Raw genomic sequence first — 21,467 nt, forward strand, 5'->3', positions numbered from 1 at the left:
ACCTGCCCCGTCACCAGCATCGGATTGATGGCGACGCCGACGTCATCGACGGTGGTGTAGCGCACCACGCGGCTGACGCCGGTTTCCGGATCGATCTCGACCTCGCAGATATGGGTGCCGTTCGGGAAGGTCGCCCCATCAGCTTTGCCTTCGCTCTCCACGCTGAGCCGGGCGCCCTTTTCGGCCTTGGCAATCTCGAACAGGCCGATCTTTTTGTCGGTCCCGACCACCGTCAGCCAGCCGTCATGATATTCGATATCATCGACCGAGGCTTCGAGCATGTGGGAGGCCTTCTCGCGTGCCTTGGCGATCAGATCGATGGCCGATACCACTACGGCGGTGCCGCCGACGAACAGCGAACGCGAGCCGACGCTGCCGAAGCCGATCGCCAAATCAGTATCGCCCTGCACCACATCGATCTTGTCGATCGGGATGCCCAGCGATGCCGCTACCATCTGCGAAAAGCTGGTCTGCAGGCCCTGGCCCATCGCCTGGGTGCCGGAATAGAGGATGACGCGGCCTTCGGCGGTCGCGTGCAGGCTAACCGTTTCGGTATGCACGGTGCCGCCGGTCCACTCGATGTAGCTGGTGAGCCCGCGGCCATAGAGCAGGCCCTTCTTCTTGGCCGCCTTCTTGCGCGCGGCAAATCCGTCCCAGTCCGCGAGCTTGGACGCCCGCTCCAGCATATGCGCGAACGCGCCGGAATCGTAGACCTGACCGACGGCATTGGTGTAGGGCATTTGCGCGGGCTTGATGTAGTTCACCTTCCGGATCGCGCGCGGATCCATCCCGATCTGCCGCGCCGCGGCGTCCATCAGCCGCTCCACGATGAAAACGGCTTCCGGCCGGCCCGCGCCGCGATAGGCGCCGACCGGCGCGGTGTTGGTCATCACCGCCTTGATATCGTAATGCACCAGCGGCAGGTCGTAGACCCCGGTCTGCACGAACGGACCGAGCACCAGGGGAATCAGGGCGCCGGTGCCGGACACATAGGCGCCGGTACCGCCGACCGAGCGCACCCGATAGGCCTGCACGCGGCCTTTGGCATCGAGCGCGAATTCGCCGGTCGAGGTCAGGTCGCGGCCATGGGTACCTCCGACAAAGTCATCGGTGCGGTCGCCGCGCCAGCGCACCTTGCGGTTCAGCTTGACCGCCGCGTAGGCCACGATGCCGTCTTCCGGATAGAGGCTGGTCTTCTGACCGAAGCCGCCGCCGATATCGCCGACCAGCACGTGGACGCTTTCCTTCGGCCGCTTCAGCACGGCTTCGGCGAGAATGTCGCGGGTCGAACCCGGCGTTTGCGACTGAACATGCAGGATCAGCCGGCCGGTCTTCTTCTCGATCTCGGCGATGGTGGAGCGTGGCTCCATCGCGGAAGGAACCAGGCGCTGGTTGACGAGATCGAGCGAAACCACATGGGCGGCCTTGGCGAATTCGGCCTCGACCGCGGCCGCGTCGCCATAGCTCATGGCGGCAACGATATTGTCGGGCACTGCGGCCCATACCGCGGGCGCGCCCGGCTTGATCGCCGCCACCGGATCGACCACCGACGGCAGCACCTGATATTCGACCGCGATCGCCTCGGCCGCGCTCTGCGCCGCCATCCTGGATGTCGCCACCACCGCGGCGACCGGTTCGCCGGCAAAGCGCACGATCTCGTGGGCCAATAGCCGCCGCGGCGGCACCGTCATCGGCGAACCGTCGGGACGCGGGAAAACCAATAGCGTCGGCAGGGTGCCGATGTCGTCGGCGATCAGGTCGGCGCCGGTGTAAACGGCTTCGACCCCGGCCATTGCGGCGGCGGCCTTGGTGTCGACCGATTTGATTTTCGCATGGGCATGCGGCGAACGCAGCACATACAGCCACAGCGCGCCGTCTTCCGGCTTGTCGTCGATGAACTTCCCGGTCCCGGTCAGAAGCCGCTGGTCCTCCAGACGCTTGACAGGCTGGCCCGCACCGAACCGCATATTGCCGGGAAAAATGTTCATTCGTCTGTCCTTCGGGTCTCAGGTTGGCGTCGGTGGGTTTTAGCCGATAGGCAAGGAACACGCCAAGCCCTATAGCCCGTCATTCCCCGACGCGCCAATTGGCGCGTCTGAGGGCGCATCGCAGATGCGAACCCGGAATCCAGAGATTATAGATCGAGATTCCGGGTTCAGCCCTGCGGGCTGCCCCCGATGTGCAACTGCACATCGGGGAATGACGTTGGCGGGTTTCACCCGATCTCCCGCAACACCGCCTCGACCGCCTTGCGCTCGGCGGCCGTCAGCGCCGCCTGCGGGGCTATGGGGTCGCCGACATCATAGCCCTGGATCGCCAGCCCGGCCTTGATGCAGGCGGCCAGATTGTAGCGCGCGAAGGCTTCGTTGATGCGCCACAGCCGCCGCTGCAGGGCCAGCGCCTCGTCCCAGCGCGCGGCCTTGCAGAGCGTGTAGAGCTCGACGCTTTGCCGCGGAATCACGCAGGCCGGCCCCGCCATCCAGCCGACCCCGCCGATCAGCATCACCGCGGCCGGGATATGCGCGGAGGCCGAGAACACGCCGATGGCGTCGCCGCAGCGGTTCATGATCGACAGCAACCGCCCGGTATTGGTCGAGGCATCCTTGATGTAGCGGATGCGCGGATGCGCTGCGAGCCGCGCGATGACATCGAGCGTCAGGTCGGAGCGCTGAAACTGCGGATTGGTGTAGATCACCACGGGAATATCGACCGAATCCGCGATGGCGCGAAAGTAGGATTCGACCTGCGCGTCCTGCAGTGGAAAATAGGCTTCCAGAATGGCCAGGATGCCGTCGGCGCCGAGCCTCTGATAGGCCTTGGCCTGCGCCACGGCATCCAGCGTGGAGGTCGAGGCGACGCCGGCGACGACAGGCACCCGGCCTCCGCCGGCTTCGATCGTGGTCTGCACCACGCGCGCGCGCTGCGCAGCGGTGAGATAAGCGAACTCGCCGGTCGAGCCGAGCGGCGTCAGCCCGTGCACGCCGGAGTTGATGAGGTCGTCGCAGAGACGCCCGAGCACGTCGGTGCGGATTTGCCCGTCGGCATCGACCGGCGAGACCAGATAGGGAAAGACGCCGTGAAAATCAGCCATGGTGGAAAACAGTCATGAGTGGGGGCAAGTCCCGGGATGCACGGCACGCGGACGCCGTGTCGTTACTGTGCCCCTCTATAGTTCACCTGACGCAGATCAGAAAGCCCCGCACCAGGGCAGGGCTTCGCTCTTCGCGGCGTGAGGCGTCGCTGCTCAGGCCGCGCGGACCGAACTGAGGAACTTGCCGACCTCGCGCTTGAGCCGGCTGCTTTCGCCGGACAGTGATTTCGCCGCGGTCAGTACTTGAGACGAGGCCGATCCGGTCTCGCTGGCGCCACGCTGCACGTCGGCAATGTTGGCGGAGACCTGCTGCGTGCCGTGCGCGGCCTGTTGCACGCTGCGTGCAATTTCCTGCGTCGCCGCGCCTTGCTCTTCCACCGCCGAGGCAATGGTGGACGCAATCTCGGACATCCGCCCGATGGTATCGCCGATTTCCTTGATGGCACCGACCGATTCCTGCGTCGCGGCCTGAATGCCTGATATCTGCTGGCTGATCTCGCCGGTCGCCTTGGCGGTCTGTTCGGCCAGCGCCTTCACCTCGGACGCCACCACGGCAAAGCCCCGTCCCGCCTCACCGGCCCGCGCCGCCTCAATGGTGGCATTCAGCGCCAACAGGTTGGTCTGCCCGGCGATGGTGTTGATGAGTTCAACGACGTCGCCAATCCGGGCCGCCGCCTTCGCCAGTTCGCCGACCCGCTCATTGGTCTTCTGCGCCTGCTCCACCGCCGCGCTGGCGATCCGCGCGGAGTCCTGCACCTGGCGGCTGATCTCGTTGACCGACGATGCCATCTCCTCGGTGGCGGATGCGACCGATTGCACATTGGTGGAGGCTTGTTCAGAGGCCGCCGCAACCGAGGTGGTCAGTTGCTCCGAACGTTCCGCGGTCGCCGTCAGCGACCCGGCGGAGACTTCCAGTTCGCCCGAAGCCGACGACACCACGTCGACGATCTCGCCGATCATCGCTTCGAAGTCACGGGTAATCGTGTCCACGCGCTGCCCGCGCTCGATCTTGGCAGCGGCCTCCACCGCAGCCGACTCGTCGGCGGCCTTCTTGGCGATGAGGGCCTCCTTGAAGACCTGCAGCGAGCCCGCCATCGCCCCGATTTCATCGGCGCGGTCGCTGGTCGGGATGGTCACGTCATGCCGGCCGGCGGCCATGTCGCCAACCACGTCGGTCAGGGTCGCGAGCGGCGTGATCACCCGGCGACGCAACATCACGGTGACGCCGGCCAGCACGCCAAGCAGCGCGACAACGGCAAGACCCGCCAGCACCAGCATCGTCATCGCGGTGCCGCGCGCCGCGCCGGCGCGTTCGGCCGCCTCGGCCAATGCCGCATCGCGCACCGCAAAGAAGCTCTGCACCGCAGGCACCACCTTGGCGGCCAGCTCGTCCTCGGACTTAATCCCGTAATTGCCGTCGCCGCGCGCGGCCAGCACCTCTTTTTCGAGCCACGGCGCGACCTGTCCAAAGTAAATATCGACCGCATCCTTGAGCGGTTTCACAAGCCGTGCCGGGCTCCCGATCTGATCCACGCCGGCTTCGATCCGTTCGCGATCGAGGTCAACGCGGCCCTGGCCACGGTCGATTGCGGATATTTCAGCCGCCGTCAGCGGGCGGCGCAGACTGACCGCGGCGGACATCCCACCGGCGCGGCCGCCGGCGGAGATCCGCAGATCCTGGGCGGTGCGGGCGACACTCAAAAGTGCCGTCAGTGACGCGTCGGCGGCGGTGACCTGATTTTCGAGGCGATTCAGGAGCGGTTCGAGCAACGCTGCGACCTGGGCCACGCCGGGCATGAAGCCCTTGAGCACCGCGGCGTCGCGCCCACTCATGGGCACAGCCAGCACGCGATCGGTCGCAGCGCGGACATCGCCAAGCCTGGTCGCCACCTGGTTGAGGCCGTCGACGATCGTGGCGCCGTCGCTAAGGGCAGCGACAACCGTCCGGGCATTGGCGAAAGCGGCATCCCCCTGACGCACCGCCTTCGCGATCGCCTCGAGCTGATTGGGTGTCGCGGCACCCTCCTGGAACAGGGGACTAAGGTACGGCGCGCGATGGCTGGCGATCTGTTGGCCAACCGCCAGAACCGCGCCGTAGGCCTCCACCGCCTTGATCGCTTCGGTCTTGCTGGCGAAGGTACGGTACTGCGGGACAAGAACCCCGGCGCCCAGGACGACCGCCAAAGCCGTTACCGAGAACATGGATACCGCAAAGAGCCGGCCGATCCGCATGGTGAGTTTCCGTTGCTGGTGTTTGGTTAAAAATATCCAAAAGGGGCTAAGACCCCCTTAATAGGGAACAACGCCAGTAGAACTACGGGTATCGCCATCAAGGCTTGCGGCCTCGGTGGACATGGCAATACCCCCCCCGAAATGGCATGAAACGCTATTGAACCGTTTGAACGAACTCGAGAACCGCTTTGTTGAACTCGGCAGCTTTTTCCATCATGGGCGCATGGCCGCAGGCTTCGAAAATGATCTTGCGCGACGATGGCAGCCTGGCCTCCAGAATCCTGGCCTGATCGACCGGCAGAAGCCTGTCTTCGCGTCCCCAGACAACCAGGGTCGGTTGCGTCATGGCAGGCATGGCGGCTTGGACTTCCCCGACCTGATCGCGCGCGAAGCCGCGCAGACCGACGAAGCCTCGAAGCGTCTTTAGAAAGGCCGCCTGAGCGCCCGGAAGACTGGCAAGCGAATATTTATCCTCGATGAGTTCATCCGTCACGAATTTGGGGTCGTGGACGGCGAGAGTCCAAAGCATCCGCAATCCCTTTCGATTCGGACGCGTGATCAACTCGCCAAGCAAGGGAACGGCCGGAAGGCGCATGTTGATATGGGTATCGTAGCCGACGCCGGCAGGCGCGACGAGAACCATCGACATGACACGGGCCGGGGCGATGCGGGCACATTCGAGCGCAATTCTGCCGCCCAGGGAATTGCCGATGAAGTGGGCTTTCTCTTCCCCCTGGCTCGACAGGAAATCGAGGGTAAAGCGCGCCAGATTACCAAGGCTGTAGTGGTCGCCTTCCGGCTTGCCGGTTTTGCCGTCGCCAAGCATGTCGAGCGCATAGACCCGATGCGAGGCCGCGAGAACCTCGATGTTGTTCCGCCATTCCAATACCGAGCAGCCGATGCCAGCGAGCAGAACGATCGGCGCGCCTTCGTTGCCAGCCTTCCAGAAGCGCGTCTTGACGCCTTGCACGTCGACGAATTGATCTTTCGGATCGGCCATGATTTCCCCCGCTGCATAAACTGATGCGCAACGAAAATACGCCGCGCACCGGATGAAGGGCGGGCGCCAACACGCCCGCCGTAGCGACTACGCAGCCGTTGATACAGCCTTGGGCGAAGCCAACCGCTCGATGCTTGCGTTCACGCTGGAGCGGTTTGCGAACAGGATGATCCCGCCCGCGGCCAGGGCCGCGCAACCGATCGAAATGAACATCGGCAGGAAGCTCTGATAGGTCTGTTGCAGCGCGCCCGCGACAAACGGCCCCAGAATGGCGCCGACCCGTCCGACACCCAATTCCATGCCGACCGCCGTTGCCCGCACGTTGGTCTCGTAGGCCGCCGCCGTGAAATTGTTGAGAACGAACTGCGCGCCGATGATGAAGAACCCGGCGGCGGCAACGCAGGTGACGTTGACGACGTGATCGTTCAGGAACACCAGCGTCAAAACCGCGCAACCGCCGAGTCCCCACCACAGGCCAAGCAGACCCCGGCTATGGCCGAAGCGGTCGACCAGATGGCCGAGAACGAGTCCACCGATAAACGACATGATCTGCATCAGGGCGCCAAACCCGAAACTGGTCGCAAATGTCTCTCCGCGTTGGATCATCACCGTCGGGATCCATCCGGACAGCCCGAAGATGCAGAACAGGCTGAGGAAGGCCGTGACCCAGATCGCGATGGTGGTCCTGCGGTAACGCGGTTGCAGCAATTCGAGGATCAGGTTTCCCGATGTCTTGTTGTGGCCTGGAAAAATAGTCGCCGACGCATAAAGATGCGCCCGCTCCGGTCGCAGCTTCGCCAGCATTTGCCTGATCTCCGCGACCCGCCCCTTCAGCACCAGGAACTTCGGCGACTCCGGCAGCGTCAGATGCATGAACGGCAGCAGCACAAACGAAAGCGATCCAATCCAGTAAAGACTTTGCCAGCCCAGAGACGGCGTTGCGAAGACGCCGACAACTCCCGCCAGTGTGCCGCCGGCCGCCCAGCCCAGCGCGACGCCCCATAAAGCGAAGGTGTTGGCCACCCGGCGCGGCGCGAGTTCATTGATGTAGGTGGTCGCCAGCGGCAGCAGCACGCCGAGGCCCATCCCCGTCAGCAGCCGCAACACGCAGAACGTCAGGAATGAGTTTGCAAATAGCGCGGTGAGCAGCGTGAAGACGCTGGTGATCCAGAGTCCGGCCAAGAGCGTGCCGCGACGTCCGAACCGGTCCGCCGCCACGCCGTGCACGGCGGCGCCGAGCAGGAAGCCGACCAGTCCACTGGATATCAGAAGGCCGGACTGCCCCGCCTTGAGACCCCACGGTCCGGCGACATAATGGATCACATAGGCGGGATTGAAGGTGTCGTAGCCGTCGAACAGCGTCAGCAGCCCCATGATGGCGCCGAGACGCCAATGGAAGGCGCTCACCTTGGCGTCTTCCAGCTCTTCGTGAACATCGATCACGTGCGCAACCATCCCGATCCTCCCCGATGTCGACTGATTTTTGTAAGTGCGTGCCGGCTATTCTGCGGCTTGCGCAACCTTGCTTGATTGCAACGTACTCTTGTCGGCGAGCTTGAACAGCCGCAGCGCGTTGTCCCTGCCGATCTTTTTCCGGTCGGCCTCGCTGATGGTCGCGCTGTCGAACCATTGCGCGGCGTGATCGACGTTCTCGAACGGCCAGTCCGCGGAAAACAAAATTCGGTCGGCGCCGACCTCGAGCAACGCATCGATCAGCGTCTGGGTGCGAAAGTTTCCGGACGTCGTCAGGTAGAAATGCGCATTGAAATATTCGCAGATCTTCTTTTTCGCCTTGTAGCGCGGCGGCGTCTTCACCCAGCCATTGCGATGGTCGATCCGCCACATGCTGTACGGTAGCCCTTCTCCCATATGGCCGATGATGATGCGCAATCCCGGATGCTGGTCGAACAGCCCGGAGCCCATCAGACGCAGCGCGTGGACGGCGGTCTCCTGGCCGAACGCCCAGGTCGGCCCGAGCAGCCATTCATGACCTTCATAAATTCTGGAATCCTGCGCCAGCGGATTGCGCGGATGCAGATAGAAGGGCACGTCGAGCTGTTCGACCTTCGCCCAGAACGGCCAGTAGCGATCGAGATCGTAGTAGACAGGGGTTTTCCCGTCGCCGACCTGCGAGAAGCCGTTCACGAGCGCGCCCTTGAAGCCGAGCGTGTTGACGGCGCGGTCGAGTTCGGCGATCGCCAGATCCGGATCCTGCATCGGAAGCGCGGCGAAAGCCTGAAAGCGGTCGGGACGCCTGGCGACCTGTTCGGCCAGATAATCGTTGGCCCGGATCGCGATGTCGTTGGCCTTCCTGGCGTCGGGTATCGCCTGCACCGCCGGGGCGTTGAGCGAAAGGATCATCATCTCGACGCCCTGCTCGTCCATCTGTCGCAGCCGCTTGTCCTGGATGTCGAGCAAACGCTCCTTGAGTTCGGGCCAATAGCTCTCGGGCACGAAGCCCGCGGAATCCATCAGCGTTTCCGGAATGGCGAAATGCTCTTCGAGCGCGATCTTGCCCTGCATGGTCATTCTCTCCCTTTCAATTTTCAGTACTGTCCTTGCGGCGCGAGACCCAAAGCGAACTGGCCGTACATGGTGCCCACCGCATCCCAATTCATGCTGATGTGGCGGCCGACCGCGTTGGCATCGCGCCAGGCGCGCTGAACCGGATTGGCGAGATCCAGCCCCTGCCCGCCGGTCGACGCGTTGAGCGCCTCGCTGGCACGGATCGCCAGCGAAACCGCAAAGGCCTGCCCGCGGCGGCTGACGATCCGGTCCTCGATCGACACGGGCTTGTTGGCCCGAACGGTGATGGCGCGATCGCGCAAATCGCGCAGCAGAATTTCGCGCGCCGCGTCGATAGAGGCGGCGGCTTCCGCGACCCGCAACTGGATGGTCGGGAATTCCGCCATCCGGTTGTTGCTCCCGGCAACGGCGCCCCGCGTCACGCGCTTGCTGGTGACTTCAAGATAATCCTCCAGCGCGCCTGCCGCGGTGCCGACCGCGACCGAGGCGAGGCAGGACGGGATGTTGCACAACATCGGAATCGAAAAACCCGGATTTTCCGGATAGAGCAACGCGCCCGGCGTTTTGCCCGACGTGGTCTCGAAAAATGTCAGGACCCGGTGCTCGGGAACGAAGACGTCTTTCAGTTGTAACGTCTTGCTTCCGGTTCCGGAGAGGCCGACGACATTCCAGGTGTCGTCGATGAGATAATCCGAGGCCGGTACCAGCATGAAGGCCGGCGTCGGCCGGTCGGCGTCCGTCCGCGACGGCAGCAGCGCCGCACACAGGGACCATTGCGCATTGTCGCAACCGCTGGCGAAGGACCAGCGCCCGCTCAGCGTATAGCCGCCCTTTGCGGCCACCGCCTTGGTGGCCGGCGCGTAGGACCCACAGGCGAGTGCGTCGGGGTCGATATCCCAGACGTCGCGCTGAGCCTGTTCGGAAAAACTGGCAATCAGCCATTGGTGGGCGGCGAGCAGTCCGCCGACCCAGGCGGTCGAGGCGCACGCCTTGGCAAGATCGATGTTAAGGTCGACGAGGACGTCGAAATCGTACTCGTAGCCGCCGAAGGCGCGCGGCTTGACGATGTCGAAGTATCCGATTTCGCGCAAGCTCAGCATGTTCTCCGCGGGAACGCGTCCGCTTTTCTCGGTGGTGTGCGCCCGCGCCTTGATTTGCGAAGTCACGCTGGCGACCCGGAGCTTGAGATCGGCCACGCTGGGCCGTTGCCCCAACGGCTGATCCGGTATTCTTTCGAAAGCGTGTGCGGCAACATTCATGTCAATTCCTCCGTGATGGGGAGCTCAGGCGGCCGAAGCCGCCCGCTAGGCGGCTTTGATTTCGGCTGGCACGGAAAAGCAGTAGGTCGCATCCTGATAGATCAGGGGGTCGACGGGATCGTGGACTTTAACGAGTTCGGCCTCGCCGATGAAGATCGTATGCGTGCCGTAGGGAACCGCGGCGGCCTTCCTGCAGAAAATGTTCACCTGGGCAGTCTCGAGATAGCTGATGCCTTCCGGCGAGACCGCCCACTCACCCAGGCCAAAACGGGTTTCCGGTGGAAGCGCTCCACTGAACGCGGCCGATAAAGCGACCTGGTCCCGACGCAGCAGGTTCACGCAGAACCTGCGCGCCAGCAGCATGATATCGTGAAGCAGGCTGGCCTGATTGACACAGACCACCAGCGACGGCGGGTCCATCGACAGCGACGTCACCGCGGTCGCCGTCATGCCATGCCGGCGGGTCTGGTCAGCCGAGGTGATAACCGTGACGGCCGCGGGGAAACGGCGCATCGCCAGCTTGAACGACGCGCGAAGGTCGTCGGTGGCCGCATCCAGGGACATGCTTCTCTCCCGTCCTAAAGGTCCGCTTCTTCGTCGGATAGTTTCAATCACAATATTTGCAAACGCAACTAATTGTCAATCAAGAATTTCAGGCCGCAATTTTCTTGCTGAACGAACGGCGTTTCGATAGTTGTCGGGGCGCAATTGTTGCGGCTCGTCGGACACCAAAACCTTGTACAGACTTACAAATTCTTTCCCCTATCTGCTGAACCGGGTCGGCGTGCGGATGGGCGAACTGTTCTCGCGCCGGATCTCGTCGTTCGGCGTGACGCTTCCGATGTACCGCGTCATGGCGGCGCTCTGGGAAAACGGCGATCAGCGGCTGAGCGACCTTGCGACGATCACGACCACCGAGATTTCGACACTGTCCCGCCTTGTCGGCGAGATGAAGCGCAAGGGTCTGGTCACGCGCAGCAGGCTGGCAGACAACGGCCGCACCGTCGCCATCAATCTCACGTCGAAGGGCAGGCTGCTGGTCGAAGATCTGATGCCCATCGCGGTGCATTTCGAAGACGTCGCGGTTCGCGACTTCTCGGAAAGCGAGATCTCTCATCTCAAGGTCGTGTTCCGGAAAATCTATGAAAGCCTGGGGTCGATCGAACCTGAAATAGAGGCTGCGAAAGCTTCGCCGAAATCAAAGCGAAAAATTTCTCCGCCTCGGCCCCGATCGAAACCGCGCGCGAAAGAATGATCCGTTGGACGGCTGCTTCCAGGCGGCGCTTCGACCTGTCGCCCCGCGACTATCGCAACCTTTCGCTCTCGCAAGCGTGAAGAACCGCTCGCGAGTCGCAGGTTTCCAACCTCAACCCGGCCTGCAACCTGCCCGGTGCGATTGTGAAGACAAACAGATCAAGGCAAACATTGGTATCGAGAACGATGATTTGGGGAACGCTGGCCCGCATAATTCGTCGTTATTGGTATTTTCGTTCAATCGCAGCGCTTGAGCCGTCGCTATCCATTTCCTTCAGGATGCGATTGAATTTCTCGGCGCGTTGCGGATTCATAGCAAGGTTGCATGCCATGTATAGTTCCGACAGTTCAAATTTGAACAGAGAAACAATTTGATCGGTCAATCCTGCTTTTTTGATCAGATATTTTCCCAGCAAGTCGCCGGTTGCCCAGAAGTCGATGTGATTCCGCAGCAACTTTTGCGGGTTCAGGGCATCGCTGATCGCTAAATCGACTTTGTATCCGCGCAGTTTCAGGTATTCGCCGGTTGCAGCCTGGTTATATCCGCCGATAGTAAACGGCCTCACGTCTTCCAGCGACTTCGGTTTTCGGATGTCGTTGGCACGGGCGAAAATTGCCCAATCGCTTTGCGCCAGGGGGCCGATCCACGTGAACAGGGCTTCGCGCTCGGGCGTTCGGCTGGTCGAAAATACGCAGGTATTCTCCATATCCAGCGCCAATCGATACGCGCGCTGCCATGGATAAGAGGTGATCGTGAACGGCTCGTTCGCGCGATGCATCAGTTCGACCACTTTATCGACGGTGATCCCGGTGGGTTCCCTGGTACGCTCGTCAAGCATGTTGTAAGGCGGATATTCTTCGGTCGTCAGCGTCAGCGCGGCGCTTGGCTCGCAAACGGCCCTTGGCTCGCCAACGAAGATCAGAACAGTGGCGGCCGCAAGAATTAGTCGCGCCATCGTCGCTCCTTCGTCGCAATAACTTCCGCCTCAAGGGGCGGAGGATCGTGCCCCATGCTGGCAGACATCACCGAGCTCCGGTGAGGCCGGGCAGATCATCCTGATACTGGGACAGGACGATGATGGGATTATCGCTGATCGGGGCGACGGTTTCCAGCATCATGTAGCGGGCGCGTTGCACGGCTGTGTGTCGCGAAAACCTGAACCCGGATGTGGTGATGGTGAAGTCCGCCAGGCATCGCGTGCGAACGGATGATTCCCCTGAACCGGGCGAGAAACCGGCGCGTCGTTGTCCAACGACCGACGTGTCCTGACGTCGCTATGATCGATAGCGTGCATAAGATTACAGCTTGCGCATCATCCGCGCAATCGCCTCGCCGATCACCACGGTCGTGAAGTGGGTGTTGGCCCGGCAGTCGGACGGCATGATCGATGCGTCAGCCACCCGCAGGCCGGCGATGCCCTTCACGGTGCCATCGGGATTGACCACGCCATCGGCATCGTTGAAGCCGGTCATGCGGCAGCTGCCGGCGGCATGCTGGATGTCGCCGGTGTCGCGGCGCAGCAGCGCCTCCAGTTCACGATCCGGCAGCGCCGCAGCCTGCGGCAGCGTCAGATCGGTGTCGGTCAGCCGTATCCAGTCGGCAATGCCGGCCAGCGCCGGCTGGACGGTGAGCACGGCCAGTCGTTTTACCGCATCCATCATGCGCAACATGTCGCGGGGATCGGCCAGCATGTTCTCCTCGACGACCGGATCGATCTGCGGATCGATCGAGGCCAGCTTGAGCGAGCCGCGCGAATAGGCGTTGAACAGCCCCGCGCCGATGGCGCCGGGAACCCCGATGCCGCGATGGTTGAAGGCGATCAGGATCATGTCGCGCTTGCCGCCGTCGGCGAGGCCGGAGGAATAGGTCACGCAGCAATTGGTATGGCGGGTGTCCGGATCGGTGGGACGGATGTCCTCGCGCAGTTGAATCGTTGCGCGAAACAGCGGGTGGTCAAAGAAATGCCTGCCGACCGGCAGGTCACGTTCGACCGCGATGCCCATCGCCTTCAGCTCATCGGCCGGTCCGATGCCCGAGCGCAGCAGGATCGCCGGGCTGTGGATAGCCCCTCCGCATAGCACGATCTGGCGCGCGCTGATCTCGCTGCACGCCTCGCCGTCCCCTTTACCCTCCCCTTGGCCCTCGACCCGAACACGGACGCCGGTAGCCGCGCCGTCCCTGATCACAACGCGGTCGACCAGCACCTTGCCGCGAATTTCCAGATTGGCGCGGCCGCGCGCGGGCTCCAGATAGGCTTCGTTGGTCGAGATGCGGCGGTGGTTGCGGCTGTTGATCGGGTAGCACGCCGCCCCCTCGCCGTCCGGGCCGTTGAGGTCGGCGCACCATGGATAGCCGCTGGCCAGCGCCGCGTCGCGCAGGCCGCGATCGATCGGGCCCCATGTGCCGGGCGGCGCGCGATAGACCGGCAACGGCCCGCCGCGTCCATGACCTTCGGTGTCGCCGAATTCCAGATCATCCTCGATCACGGAGAACAACGGCATCACGTCCTTGGCCGACCAGCCGGTACAGCCATGGGCAGCCCATTCGTCGAACGCATCGGCCACGCCGCGAATCGCGATCTGGCCGTTCATCATCGAGCTGCCGCCGAGGCCCTTGCCGCGCCAGTAGAAGCGTGCCTCCTGTCCCGCCACCCGGCGCGTCAGGAGATCAGGCCACTGCCATTTTTCCTGAAATTCGCGCTTGTGGATGATCGGTATCGGATTCGGCGTGGTCACTTCCCAGGGCGCCTGATCGGCGCGCCAGTCGAGACCGGCTTCGAGCAGCAGGACGCGCCGGCCGGGATCCTCGGAGAGCCTTGCCGCGACAGCGGCGCCGGCAGAGCCGCCGCCGACAACAATGACATCGTACATCGCGTTACTTCTCAACGTTCCAGAAAATCGGGATGGCAGACGGGATCAGATTGCGCAAATTGGCGCGATAGGCCGCCGGCTGGGCGAACTGGCCCCACGGAATCGCCGGCGCCTGATCATACATGATGGTCTGGATCTCGGCGGCGATCTTCTTGCGATCGTCTTCGGCGGGCGCCCTGGCGAAGGCTTCCATCAGTGGCGTGATGCGCGGGTCGCACTGCCAGCCCGAGAAGTCGATGCAATTGAACGCCACCATGACGTTGGTCAGCGGCGACGCCAGATCGAAGCCGCCGGCGTGAACGCCATAGACGCTCCAGCCTTCCTTCTTGGCGCGGCGCGCCAGCAGGGTGCCCCAATCCATCACCTGCAGATCGACGTTGAAGCCGGCAAGCTTCAGCTTCGCCGCCAAAACCTGCGCCGAGACGCTCGGGGCTTCGAGATCGCTGGCCTGCATGACGATAACAGGCTCGCCGGCATATTTCGTCGCCTTCAGCGCGGCGCGCGCCGCTTCGACCGATGGATTTGCCGCCGCTTCGGTGCCGGCCTTGCTGTCATAGGTGGTGCCGCAGGTGAAGAATGTCGCGCAAGGCGTGGCGTATTTGGCGTCGAGGCCGAGCCCGTCCATGACTTCGCGCTGATCGACCAGCTTCCACAGCACACGCCGGATCGCCGGATCGTCAAACGGCTTCGACGCGGCGTTGAGGCGATAGGCGCCTGCAAACATGTTGCCGCCGGTGAAATTGACGACTTTCACGCGGGGATTGTTTTCAAGAAGCGGCAGCAGATCGAACGGCGCGTATTGCATGAAGTCCACTTCGCCGGTCTGCAACGCAGCAGCGGCGGTGGAGCCGTCGGGAATGACGCGGATTTCCAGCGTGTCGATATTGACGCGCTTGCCGCCGGCCAGGAAGTCCGCGGGCTCGGGACGCGGCACGTAATCGGCAAATTTTTTCAGGATCATGCGGTCGCCGGTGCGGTGATCGGCCTTGTTGTAGACGAACGGGCCGGAGCCGATGATCTCGGTGATGCGCTGGTCGCCGGGCGTCCTGGCAATGCGCTCGGGCATCATGAAGGCGACCGGGCTGACGGGATTGCCGAGCGCATCGATCACGAGGCCCGATGGCTCTTTCAGCGTCAGCACGAAGGTCCTGGCATCGCTTGGCTCAAGCGAGGCGGCAAGGGCGAAGATGCGGCGGCCGAGCGCGCTGCGCTGGCTCCAGCGCCGCAGCGACGCCACGCAATCAGCCGACGTGACCGGCTGGCCGTCGTGCCACTTCAGGCCATCGCGCAGCGTGAAGCTGTAGGTCAGCCCGTCCGGCGACACTTTCCAGTCCTGCACCATCTGCGGCTTGATATCGCCCCTGGAATCCTTCGCGAACAGCGTGTCGAACACCATGTAGCCAAAGGTGCGCGAAATATAGGCCGTGGAAAAATGCGGATCGAGCGTGACGATTTCAGCTTCAAGCACCGCGACAAGGTTGCCTGCCGCATGGGCCGGCGTGAGCGCCGGCGCCGCGACCAGCGCAAGCCAGAACAGCGCGGGAATCAAAGCCTTCAGTTTGGACATTGGCGCCTTTTTGCCTTCGGGAGGAAGGTCGTTGGAGTTTGGAAAAGTCAAAACGGTGCACGGAAAAACCCGGATTTTCTCGGGCAATCCTGAAGAGCAATCTTCGTGCCGCGCGGGACGGAATCACTCATGCCGTGGCGACTGCCTGCCGCGCGTTTGCGGATGCCACCATGAAGATGACGGCCCGCCGGATCAGCCTGAGAATGCAGCCATGAAGCGCCGCGGTAGGAGATCCTCAATCATCTCCCGTGATGGCGAAAATTCAGCCTCCCATTTTCGGCGAGTGAATCTATATCTTTCCCGCGCGCGACCCCGCGGCGGAATCCATTTCGGAGCGATTTGATGATCTTGCGAAACCCGTCACGCCGGTCGTTTCTGATGACGGCCGCGACCAGCGCCGTTGCCGCAACATTGCCCGTGAAGCGAACCTTGGCGCAGGTCCCCTCATTCGACGCAAGCGGAATCAAGGTGCTTGCATTCGACTTCCAGGGCAGCTGCGTGGATTACTTCACCCCGCTGATGGACGCCGGTCGCCGGATCAACGCCGAAAAGAAGCTCGATCTCGACTGGGGCGTCATGACCAAGGAGTGGCGCGACTGCTATCACGACGTCATGGAGCCGGTGTTGGCGCACCAACGCGATTATGTGCCGACCGAGCAGGTCTACCGTGAGGGCCTCGATACGCTGCTCGACAGGCACGGCCTGTCGGCTAAGTTCAGCAAGGAAGAACGGGACCGATTGAACAATGTATGGGGCCAGATGATCCCGTGGCCGGACACCAAAGAAGGGCTGGGCCGCCTCAGGAAAAAATTCGCGCTGACCACTCTATCGAACGCCGGGATGAAAACCGTTTTCCAGATGGTCCACCGCCATCAGCTTCCTTTTGATGAAGTGCTGACGGGCGAGCTGGCGCGCAGTTACAAGCCGGCGCCGGAAGTCTACCAATTGATTCTGTCCATGCTCGGATACAACAAGGAAGAAGTCCTGTTCTGTGCCACTCACTTCTACGACCTCGAGGCCGCCAGGAAATTCGGCTACAAGACCGCATGGTGGCCGCGCCCGCTGGAAAACGGCCCGGGCCAGCCGATCGACAGCGAGCCGAAGCCGTTCGTCGACCTTAACGTAGCCGACATTGTTGGCCTTGCGGCGAGCCTCGGCGCCTGATCGCCCCCTGGATAAAGGCTCGGGCCGGCGTTCCGCGCCTGCCCGCCTCCCATATTCTTCGCACAGGGGGGACGTGACAATGTTCTTCTTTTGTTCTAGTCTCGGCCTCGTGATCCATCCAGGCATATGCCGAAATGACAACTCATCAGGGGCACGATCCAATGAGCGACGTTCACGCCGACGCCCGCCACATCCAGCTGACCTTTCACGACGACGATGAAACTCCCGCAGAATTCGTCATCGAGCTTTTGCGGACGGTGTTCAACAAGCCGTTGATGGACGCGATGAGACTTATCGATGCCGTCGACCAGCACGGAGAGGCCGTTTGCGATGCCTATCCGTGCGATGTTGCCACCGAACTGCTTAAGACGGCCCGGCAGCGCATCCATGCTTCGGGTTATCCGCTCCGGATTTCGAGCCAAGCAGTTGCAGGCAGCGTCGAACTGCTTGATGGCCGCTGCAAATTATGCGGCACCCTCTCCGGCAAAAACCGGCTTACCCTGAAGGGCACCCTGACACTCGTCTGCGATGATTGCATGGACGAGATCATCGGCAACCTGCCGGAAGTCACCCGCACCAAACAATTCAACTATGCCTGCGAAGCCCTCGCCTGGCATTTCCAAGGCATTCCGCCGGCTCAGCTGGTCGCGTCCTCGCGCCTGTTCCCGGGTCACATGCGCGCTGACATTCAAGCAGCCGTCAACGGACTGTTCTCCACATCACCGATCCGGTTCTTTGGCATCCACGAGGAGCGCCGCTATGAAACGCTGACCTTCGCGGCGCTGACCAGGGATGACCGGGATGCTCCCGCTATCGCGCCGGCACAGTATCACGATGTGGATATCGGCGAGAGCGCGCCAGTGAAATGCCTCCATAACGGATTGTGGCTCTGCCGCAACGAGGACCTGCGCTACGCGGTCGTGCTCTCCTCGCACCGGGAGTACGGATATGAGGCCGGGACCCGGATCGAGGTTGCCGTACCTGCGGGCGCGGTGGGTGGCGAGTTCGTGCAACGCTGTTTCTCCGAGCTGGAGAGTGCCGTCAACGCCGCGCGTTGCTATCGCGGCAAGATCCTGTCGCTCGATGGCGACGCGGATTATCGGGGACGCTCGCGAGGCGTCATGGTTCACAAATTGCCCCCGGTCCGGCGCGAGGAAGTGATCCTGCCAGAAGCCACATTGCGGTTGCTCGACCGCAACATCCTGAGCTTTGTGGGAAACCGCGCGCAACTGCGCCGGTTAGGGCAATCGACCCGCAAGGGCATCCTGCTGTACGGACCGCCCGGAACCGGCAAGACCCACACCATCCGCTATCTGGCGAGCAACCTGCCCGGTCACACCACCCTGATCATCACAGCGGCGCAGGTCACGTTGCTTTCCCATTACATGAATCTCGCCCGCCTCCTGCAGCCGGCGATGGTCGTGATCGAGGATGTCGATCTCATCGCGCGCGATCGTAACCAGATGGGTCCTTGCGAGGAATCGCTGCTCAACGGGCTTCTCAACCAGATGGATGGATTGAAGGAGAATGCGGATATCCTGTTCATCCTCACCACCAACCGGCCGGAGCAGCTTGAGAGCGCCCTGGCGAGCCGCCCCGGTCGCATCGACCAGGCGATCGAGGTGCCGCTTCCCGACGACATCGGCCGCAAGAAGCTGGTCCAACTCTATGGCCGGGGTCTGCCGCTCGGCGATGCCGTTGTGCGTGAGGCCGCGCAGCGGACCAAGGGTGTCAGCGCCGCGTTCGTCAAGGAGCTGATGCGACGCATCGCCCAGGCAAGCATTGCCCGCGACGGCGGCACAACCGTCAAATCCGGCGATATCAGTGAAGCGCTGGACGATATGTTGTTCGCCGGCGGCAAGCTCAACGTCAAGCTGCTGGGCGGGGCACTGGAAATGGCCGACGGATGACGATCGTATTCGCGTCGAGCGACTGCATGGAAGTCAAGCCGACAGGACGCGCGAGACCGCAAAATCCAGGGGCGATAGTTGCGTCCGGGATGGTTACTTCCGAAATGGCGCTCCCTAGGGGAATCGAACCCCTGTTTCAGCCTTGAGAGGGCCGTGTCCTAACCGCTAGACGAAGGGAGCGTGTACTTGAGGGAATAGCCTTGAAATCGGCGCTCTGCAAGGCACTGAAACCCTCCGGCGCGCTCGAAGCTTAGGGTTCGTTGGCAAATTTCAGCCGACCGGTGGCTTTCAGCGTATGGGCATCGAAGGTGCGGATTTCCGTCGCCCCGCCGACCTCCAGCGTGACCACCAGCCGGTCGCCGGCGACGCCGGTGGAAACGATACGGGCGCCTTTCGGCAGGACCGCCGTGGTATCGGTGTTGACGGCGCTTCCCTCGGTGCGGAAAAGACGGTAGCCGATGGCGATCAGAACCGCCGCGACCGCCAGCGCCGTGGTAAGGCCCGCAATCAGCATCAGCCGCCGCACCCGCGCGAACAACGCGGCCTGCTCTTGGGTCGGTTCGGGCGCAATCGTTTCGGTCATGCAACACTCTTTAAGGCAAAACTCTTCAGGGATCGGCTCTTCTTTGGAACAAGCTTCGAATAGCGGTCAACAATTGGAGGTCACCGTCGCCGGCGACGAGGGATCGGCCCGGCTCGACCGCGTGCTGGCCGTGCGTCTGGCGGAACTGTCGCGATCGCGGCTGAAAGCCCTGATCCAGGCAGGGCAGGTCGCCGTCAAAAGCGTCCCCGTTCGCGACCCCGCTTATCACGTCACACCAGGCGATACGATCACAATCGACGTGCCGGAGGCGGTCGCCGCCGAGCCACGGGGCGAGGATATCGCGCTCGACATTATCTATGAGGATGACGACATCATCGTCATCGACAAGCCCAGCGGCCTCGTGGTGCATCCCGCCGCGGGCCATGAGACGGGAACGCTGGTCAACGCGCTGATCGCCCATTGCGGCGCGAGCCTGTCGGGGATCGGCGGCGTCAAGCGGCCGGGCATCGTGCACCGGCTCGACAAGGACACCACCGGACTGATGGTGGTGGCGAAGAACGACCGCGCGCACCAATCGCTGACGGCGCAATTCGCCGATCACGGCCGCACCGGCGCGATGCGGCGCGGCTATATGGCATTCGCCTGGGATGTGCCCGGCCGCCAGCGCGGCACCGTCGACGCGCCGATCGACCGGCATCCCTACGCCCGGGAAAAGATGGCGGTGCGCGAGCGCGGCCGCGAGGCTATTACCCATTGGGAAATCCGGGAAACCTTCAACGGACGCGACGGCAAGCCGGTCGCCTCATTGCTGGCGTGCCAATTGGAGACCGGCCGCACCCATCAGATCCGGGTGCATCTCGCCCATATCGGCCACCCCCTGATGGGCGACAGCGTCTACGGCCCACACTTCAAAACCAAGGCCAGCCATCTCGGCCCGCAGAGCCAGGCGGCCCTGGAGGCCCTCGGGCGCCAAGCGTTACACGCATACCTCCTGGCGCTGGAACACCCCAAAACCGGGGAAATTTTGCATTGGGAACAGCCCCTGCCGGAGGATTTGCTTCTCCTGCAAAAAACCCTGCGAGCGACGCAATGACGCAGGGCCTTTGGGAAAGTGATGTTATGCCAACAGGTTATACCAGCCACACGGGGACGTGACGGCCGCGATCCTTCCAAAAGTCCCCCGATTTGGTGTATGTTGCGCCTGCGTTGAATATCCAACGCGGAACATCGCAGAGCGGATGGCTTTAACCCAGCGTCCGTCTGCCTGGCCCGCCGCTATCGGGGGCCTGAACCACTGGAGGGCGCTACAATGGCCCGTACAGCTACCCTGCCGATCCTCAACGGGGAATCCGGCCTTTCCCGTTACCTCGCCGAGATCCGCAAATTTCCGATGCTGGAACCCCAGCAGGAATACATGCTCGCCAAGCGCTGGCGCGAGCATGACGATCGCGACGCGGCCCATCACCTTGTCACCAGCCATCTGCGGCTCGTGGCCAAAATAGCCATGGGCTATCGCGGCTACGGATTGCCGATTTCCGAGGTCGTCTCGGAAGGCAATGTCGGCCTGATGCAGGCGGTGAAGCGGTTCGAGCCCGAAAAGGGCTTCCGTCTCGCCACCTACGCCATGTGGTGGATCAAGGCGTCAATACAAGAGTACATCCTGCGTTCGTGGTCGCTCGTGAAGATGGGAACCACCGCGAACCAGAAGAAGCTGTTTTTCAACCTGCGCAAGGCGAAGAGCAAGATCTCCGCGCTGGACGAGGGTGATCTTCACCCCGACCAGGTGAAGCTGATTGCCAAGCGCCTCGGTGTCACGGATCAGGACGTGGTCGACATGAACCGCCGTCTCGGCGGCGATGCCTCGCTCAACGCGCCGATCCGCGACGACGGTGAGGCCGGTGAATGGCAGGACTGGCTGGTCGATACGTCGCCCAACCAGGAAGCCATCATGGCCGAGCACGAGGAGTTCGATCATCGCCGCGAGGCGCTGAACGGCGCGATCGGCGTGCTCAACCCCAGGGAACGCCGCATCTTCGAGGCGCGGCGCCT

General features: G+C 62.9%; 17 protein-coding genes and 1 tRNA gene. 5 read left to right on the forward strand and 13 right to left on the reverse strand.

Annotation, left to right across the window (positions count from 1 at the left end):
- From ABR948_RS14100 to ABR948_RS14135, 8 genes are all read right to left on the reverse strand, one after another.
- A partial coding sequence (locus tag ABR948_RS14100) for a xanthine dehydrogenase family protein molybdopterin-binding subunit (protein WP_428118724.1) occupies window positions 1-1,988 on the reverse strand: 1,988 nt, incomplete at its 3' end.
- A 227-nt stretch (window positions 1,989-2,215) separates the two neighbouring features.
- Window positions 2,216-3,091 carry a dihydrodipicolinate synthase family protein gene (locus ABR948_RS14105; RefSeq protein WP_428118726.1) on the reverse strand — a complete coding sequence of 292 codons (876 nt, stop codon included), beginning with the start codon at window positions 3,089-3,091 and terminating at the stop codon, window positions 2,216-2,218.
- A gap of 153 nt (window positions 3,092-3,244) precedes the next feature.
- Window positions 3,245-5,323: a methyl-accepting chemotaxis protein gene (locus tag ABR948_RS14110; RefSeq protein WP_428118729.1), complete on the reverse strand. Its 2,079-nt coding sequence runs from the start codon at window positions 5,321-5,323 to the stop codon at window positions 3,245-3,247.
- A 154-nt stretch (window positions 5,324-5,477) separates the two neighbouring features.
- Window positions 5,478-6,323 (reverse strand): alpha/beta fold hydrolase, encoded by an 846-nt coding sequence (locus tag ABR948_RS14115; RefSeq protein ID WP_428118732.1) that lies wholly within the window; start codon window positions 6,321-6,323, stop codon window positions 5,478-5,480.
- Window positions 6,324-6,410: 87 nt separating this feature from the next.
- On the reverse strand, window positions 6,411-7,778 hold the full coding sequence (locus ABR948_RS14120; RefSeq protein ID WP_428118735.1) for an MFS transporter: 1,368 nt from the start codon (window positions 7,776-7,778) through the stop codon (window positions 6,411-6,413).
- Window positions 7,779-7,823: 45 nt separating this feature from the next.
- The gene (locus tag ABR948_RS14125) at window positions 7,824-8,846 is read right to left on the reverse strand and encodes an amidohydrolase family protein (RefSeq protein ID WP_428118738.1); all 1,023 of its coding nucleotides are present in this window, start codon (window positions 8,844-8,846) and stop codon (window positions 7,824-7,826) included.
- Window positions 8,847-8,869: 23 nt separating this feature from the next.
- A complete protein-coding gene (locus ABR948_RS14130) occupies window positions 8,870-10,108 on the reverse strand; it encodes an acyl-CoA dehydrogenase family protein (protein WP_428118741.1) in 1,239 nt (412 codons plus the stop codon).
- 45 nt (window positions 10,109-10,153) lie between these two features.
- A complete protein-coding gene (locus tag ABR948_RS14135; protein ID WP_428118744.1) occupies window positions 10,154-10,672 on the reverse strand; it encodes a flavin reductase family protein in 519 nt (172 codons plus the stop codon).
- A gap of 172 nt (window positions 10,673-10,844) precedes the next feature.
- Here ABR948_RS14135 and ABR948_RS14140 point away from each other — a divergent pair, with 172 nt between their 5' ends.
- The gene (locus ABR948_RS14140) at window positions 10,845-11,363 is read left to right on the forward strand and encodes a MarR family winged helix-turn-helix transcriptional regulator (protein WP_428118747.1); all 519 of its coding nucleotides are present in this window, start codon (window positions 10,845-10,847) and stop codon (window positions 11,361-11,363) included.
- Between the two features lie 220 nt (window positions 11,364-11,583).
- Here ABR948_RS14140 and ABR948_RS14145 read toward each other — a convergent pair whose 3' ends face one another.
- The 3 genes from ABR948_RS14145 to ABR948_RS14155 all read right to left on the reverse strand — a co-directional run bounded on the left by ABR948_RS14145 (window position 11,584) and on the right by ABR948_RS14155 (window position 15,800).
- Complete coding sequence (locus ABR948_RS14145) at window positions 11,584-12,318, reverse strand: substrate-binding periplasmic protein (RefSeq protein WP_428118750.1); 735 nt, start codon at window positions 12,316-12,318, stop codon at window positions 11,584-11,586.
- 343 nt (window positions 12,319-12,661) lie between these two features.
- A complete protein-coding gene (locus ABR948_RS14150) occupies window positions 12,662-14,233 on the reverse strand; it encodes a GMC family oxidoreductase (protein WP_428118753.1) in 1,572 nt (523 codons plus the stop codon).
- A 4-nt stretch (window positions 14,234-14,237) separates the two neighbouring features.
- Window positions 14,238-15,800: an ABC transporter substrate-binding protein gene (locus tag ABR948_RS14155; RefSeq protein WP_428118756.1), complete on the reverse strand. Its 1,563-nt coding sequence runs from the start codon at window positions 15,798-15,800 to the stop codon at window positions 14,238-14,240.
- A gap of 378 nt (window positions 15,801-16,178) precedes the next feature.
- On the opposite strand from ABR948_RS14155, the gene ABR948_RS14160 reads away from it, so the two are divergent.
- Both ABR948_RS14160 and ABR948_RS14165 read left to right on the forward strand, forming a co-directional pair.
- Complete coding sequence (locus ABR948_RS14160; RefSeq protein ID WP_428118759.1) at window positions 16,179-16,964, forward strand: haloacid dehalogenase type II; 786 nt, start codon at window positions 16,179-16,181, stop codon at window positions 16,962-16,964.
- Window positions 16,965-17,125: 161 nt separating this feature from the next.
- Complete coding sequence (locus ABR948_RS14165) at window positions 17,126-18,874, forward strand: ATP-dependent Clp protease adaptor ClpS (RefSeq protein ID WP_428118762.1); 1,749 nt, start codon at window positions 17,126-17,128, stop codon at window positions 18,872-18,874.
- A 105-nt stretch (window positions 18,875-18,979) separates the two neighbouring features.
- Here the strand turns inward: ABR948_RS14165 and ABR948_RS14170 are convergent.
- Window positions 18,980-19,054, reverse strand: a tRNA-Glu gene (locus ABR948_RS14170).
- 70 nt (window positions 19,055-19,124) lie between these two features.
- The gene (locus ABR948_RS14175) at window positions 19,125-19,457 is read right to left on the reverse strand and encodes a hypothetical protein (RefSeq protein ID WP_428118764.1); all 333 of its coding nucleotides are present in this window, start codon (window positions 19,455-19,457) and stop codon (window positions 19,125-19,127) included.
- 73 nt (window positions 19,458-19,530) lie between these two features.
- Here ABR948_RS14175 and ABR948_RS14180 point away from each other — a divergent pair, with 73 nt between their 5' ends.
- Window positions 19,531-20,511: an RluA family pseudouridine synthase gene (locus ABR948_RS14180; protein ID WP_428118767.1), complete on the forward strand. Its 981-nt coding sequence runs from the start codon at window positions 19,531-19,533 to the stop codon at window positions 20,509-20,511.
- Window positions 20,512-20,727: 216 nt separating this feature from the next.
- A partial coding sequence (locus ABR948_RS14185) for an RNA polymerase sigma factor RpoH (RefSeq protein ID WP_428118770.1) occupies window positions 20,728-21,467 on the forward strand: 740 nt, incomplete at its 3' end.

Source organism: Bradyrhizobium sp., from assembly GCF_050014615.1.
GTDB lineage: Bacteria > Pseudomonadota > Alphaproteobacteria > Rhizobiales > Xanthobacteraceae > Bradyrhizobium.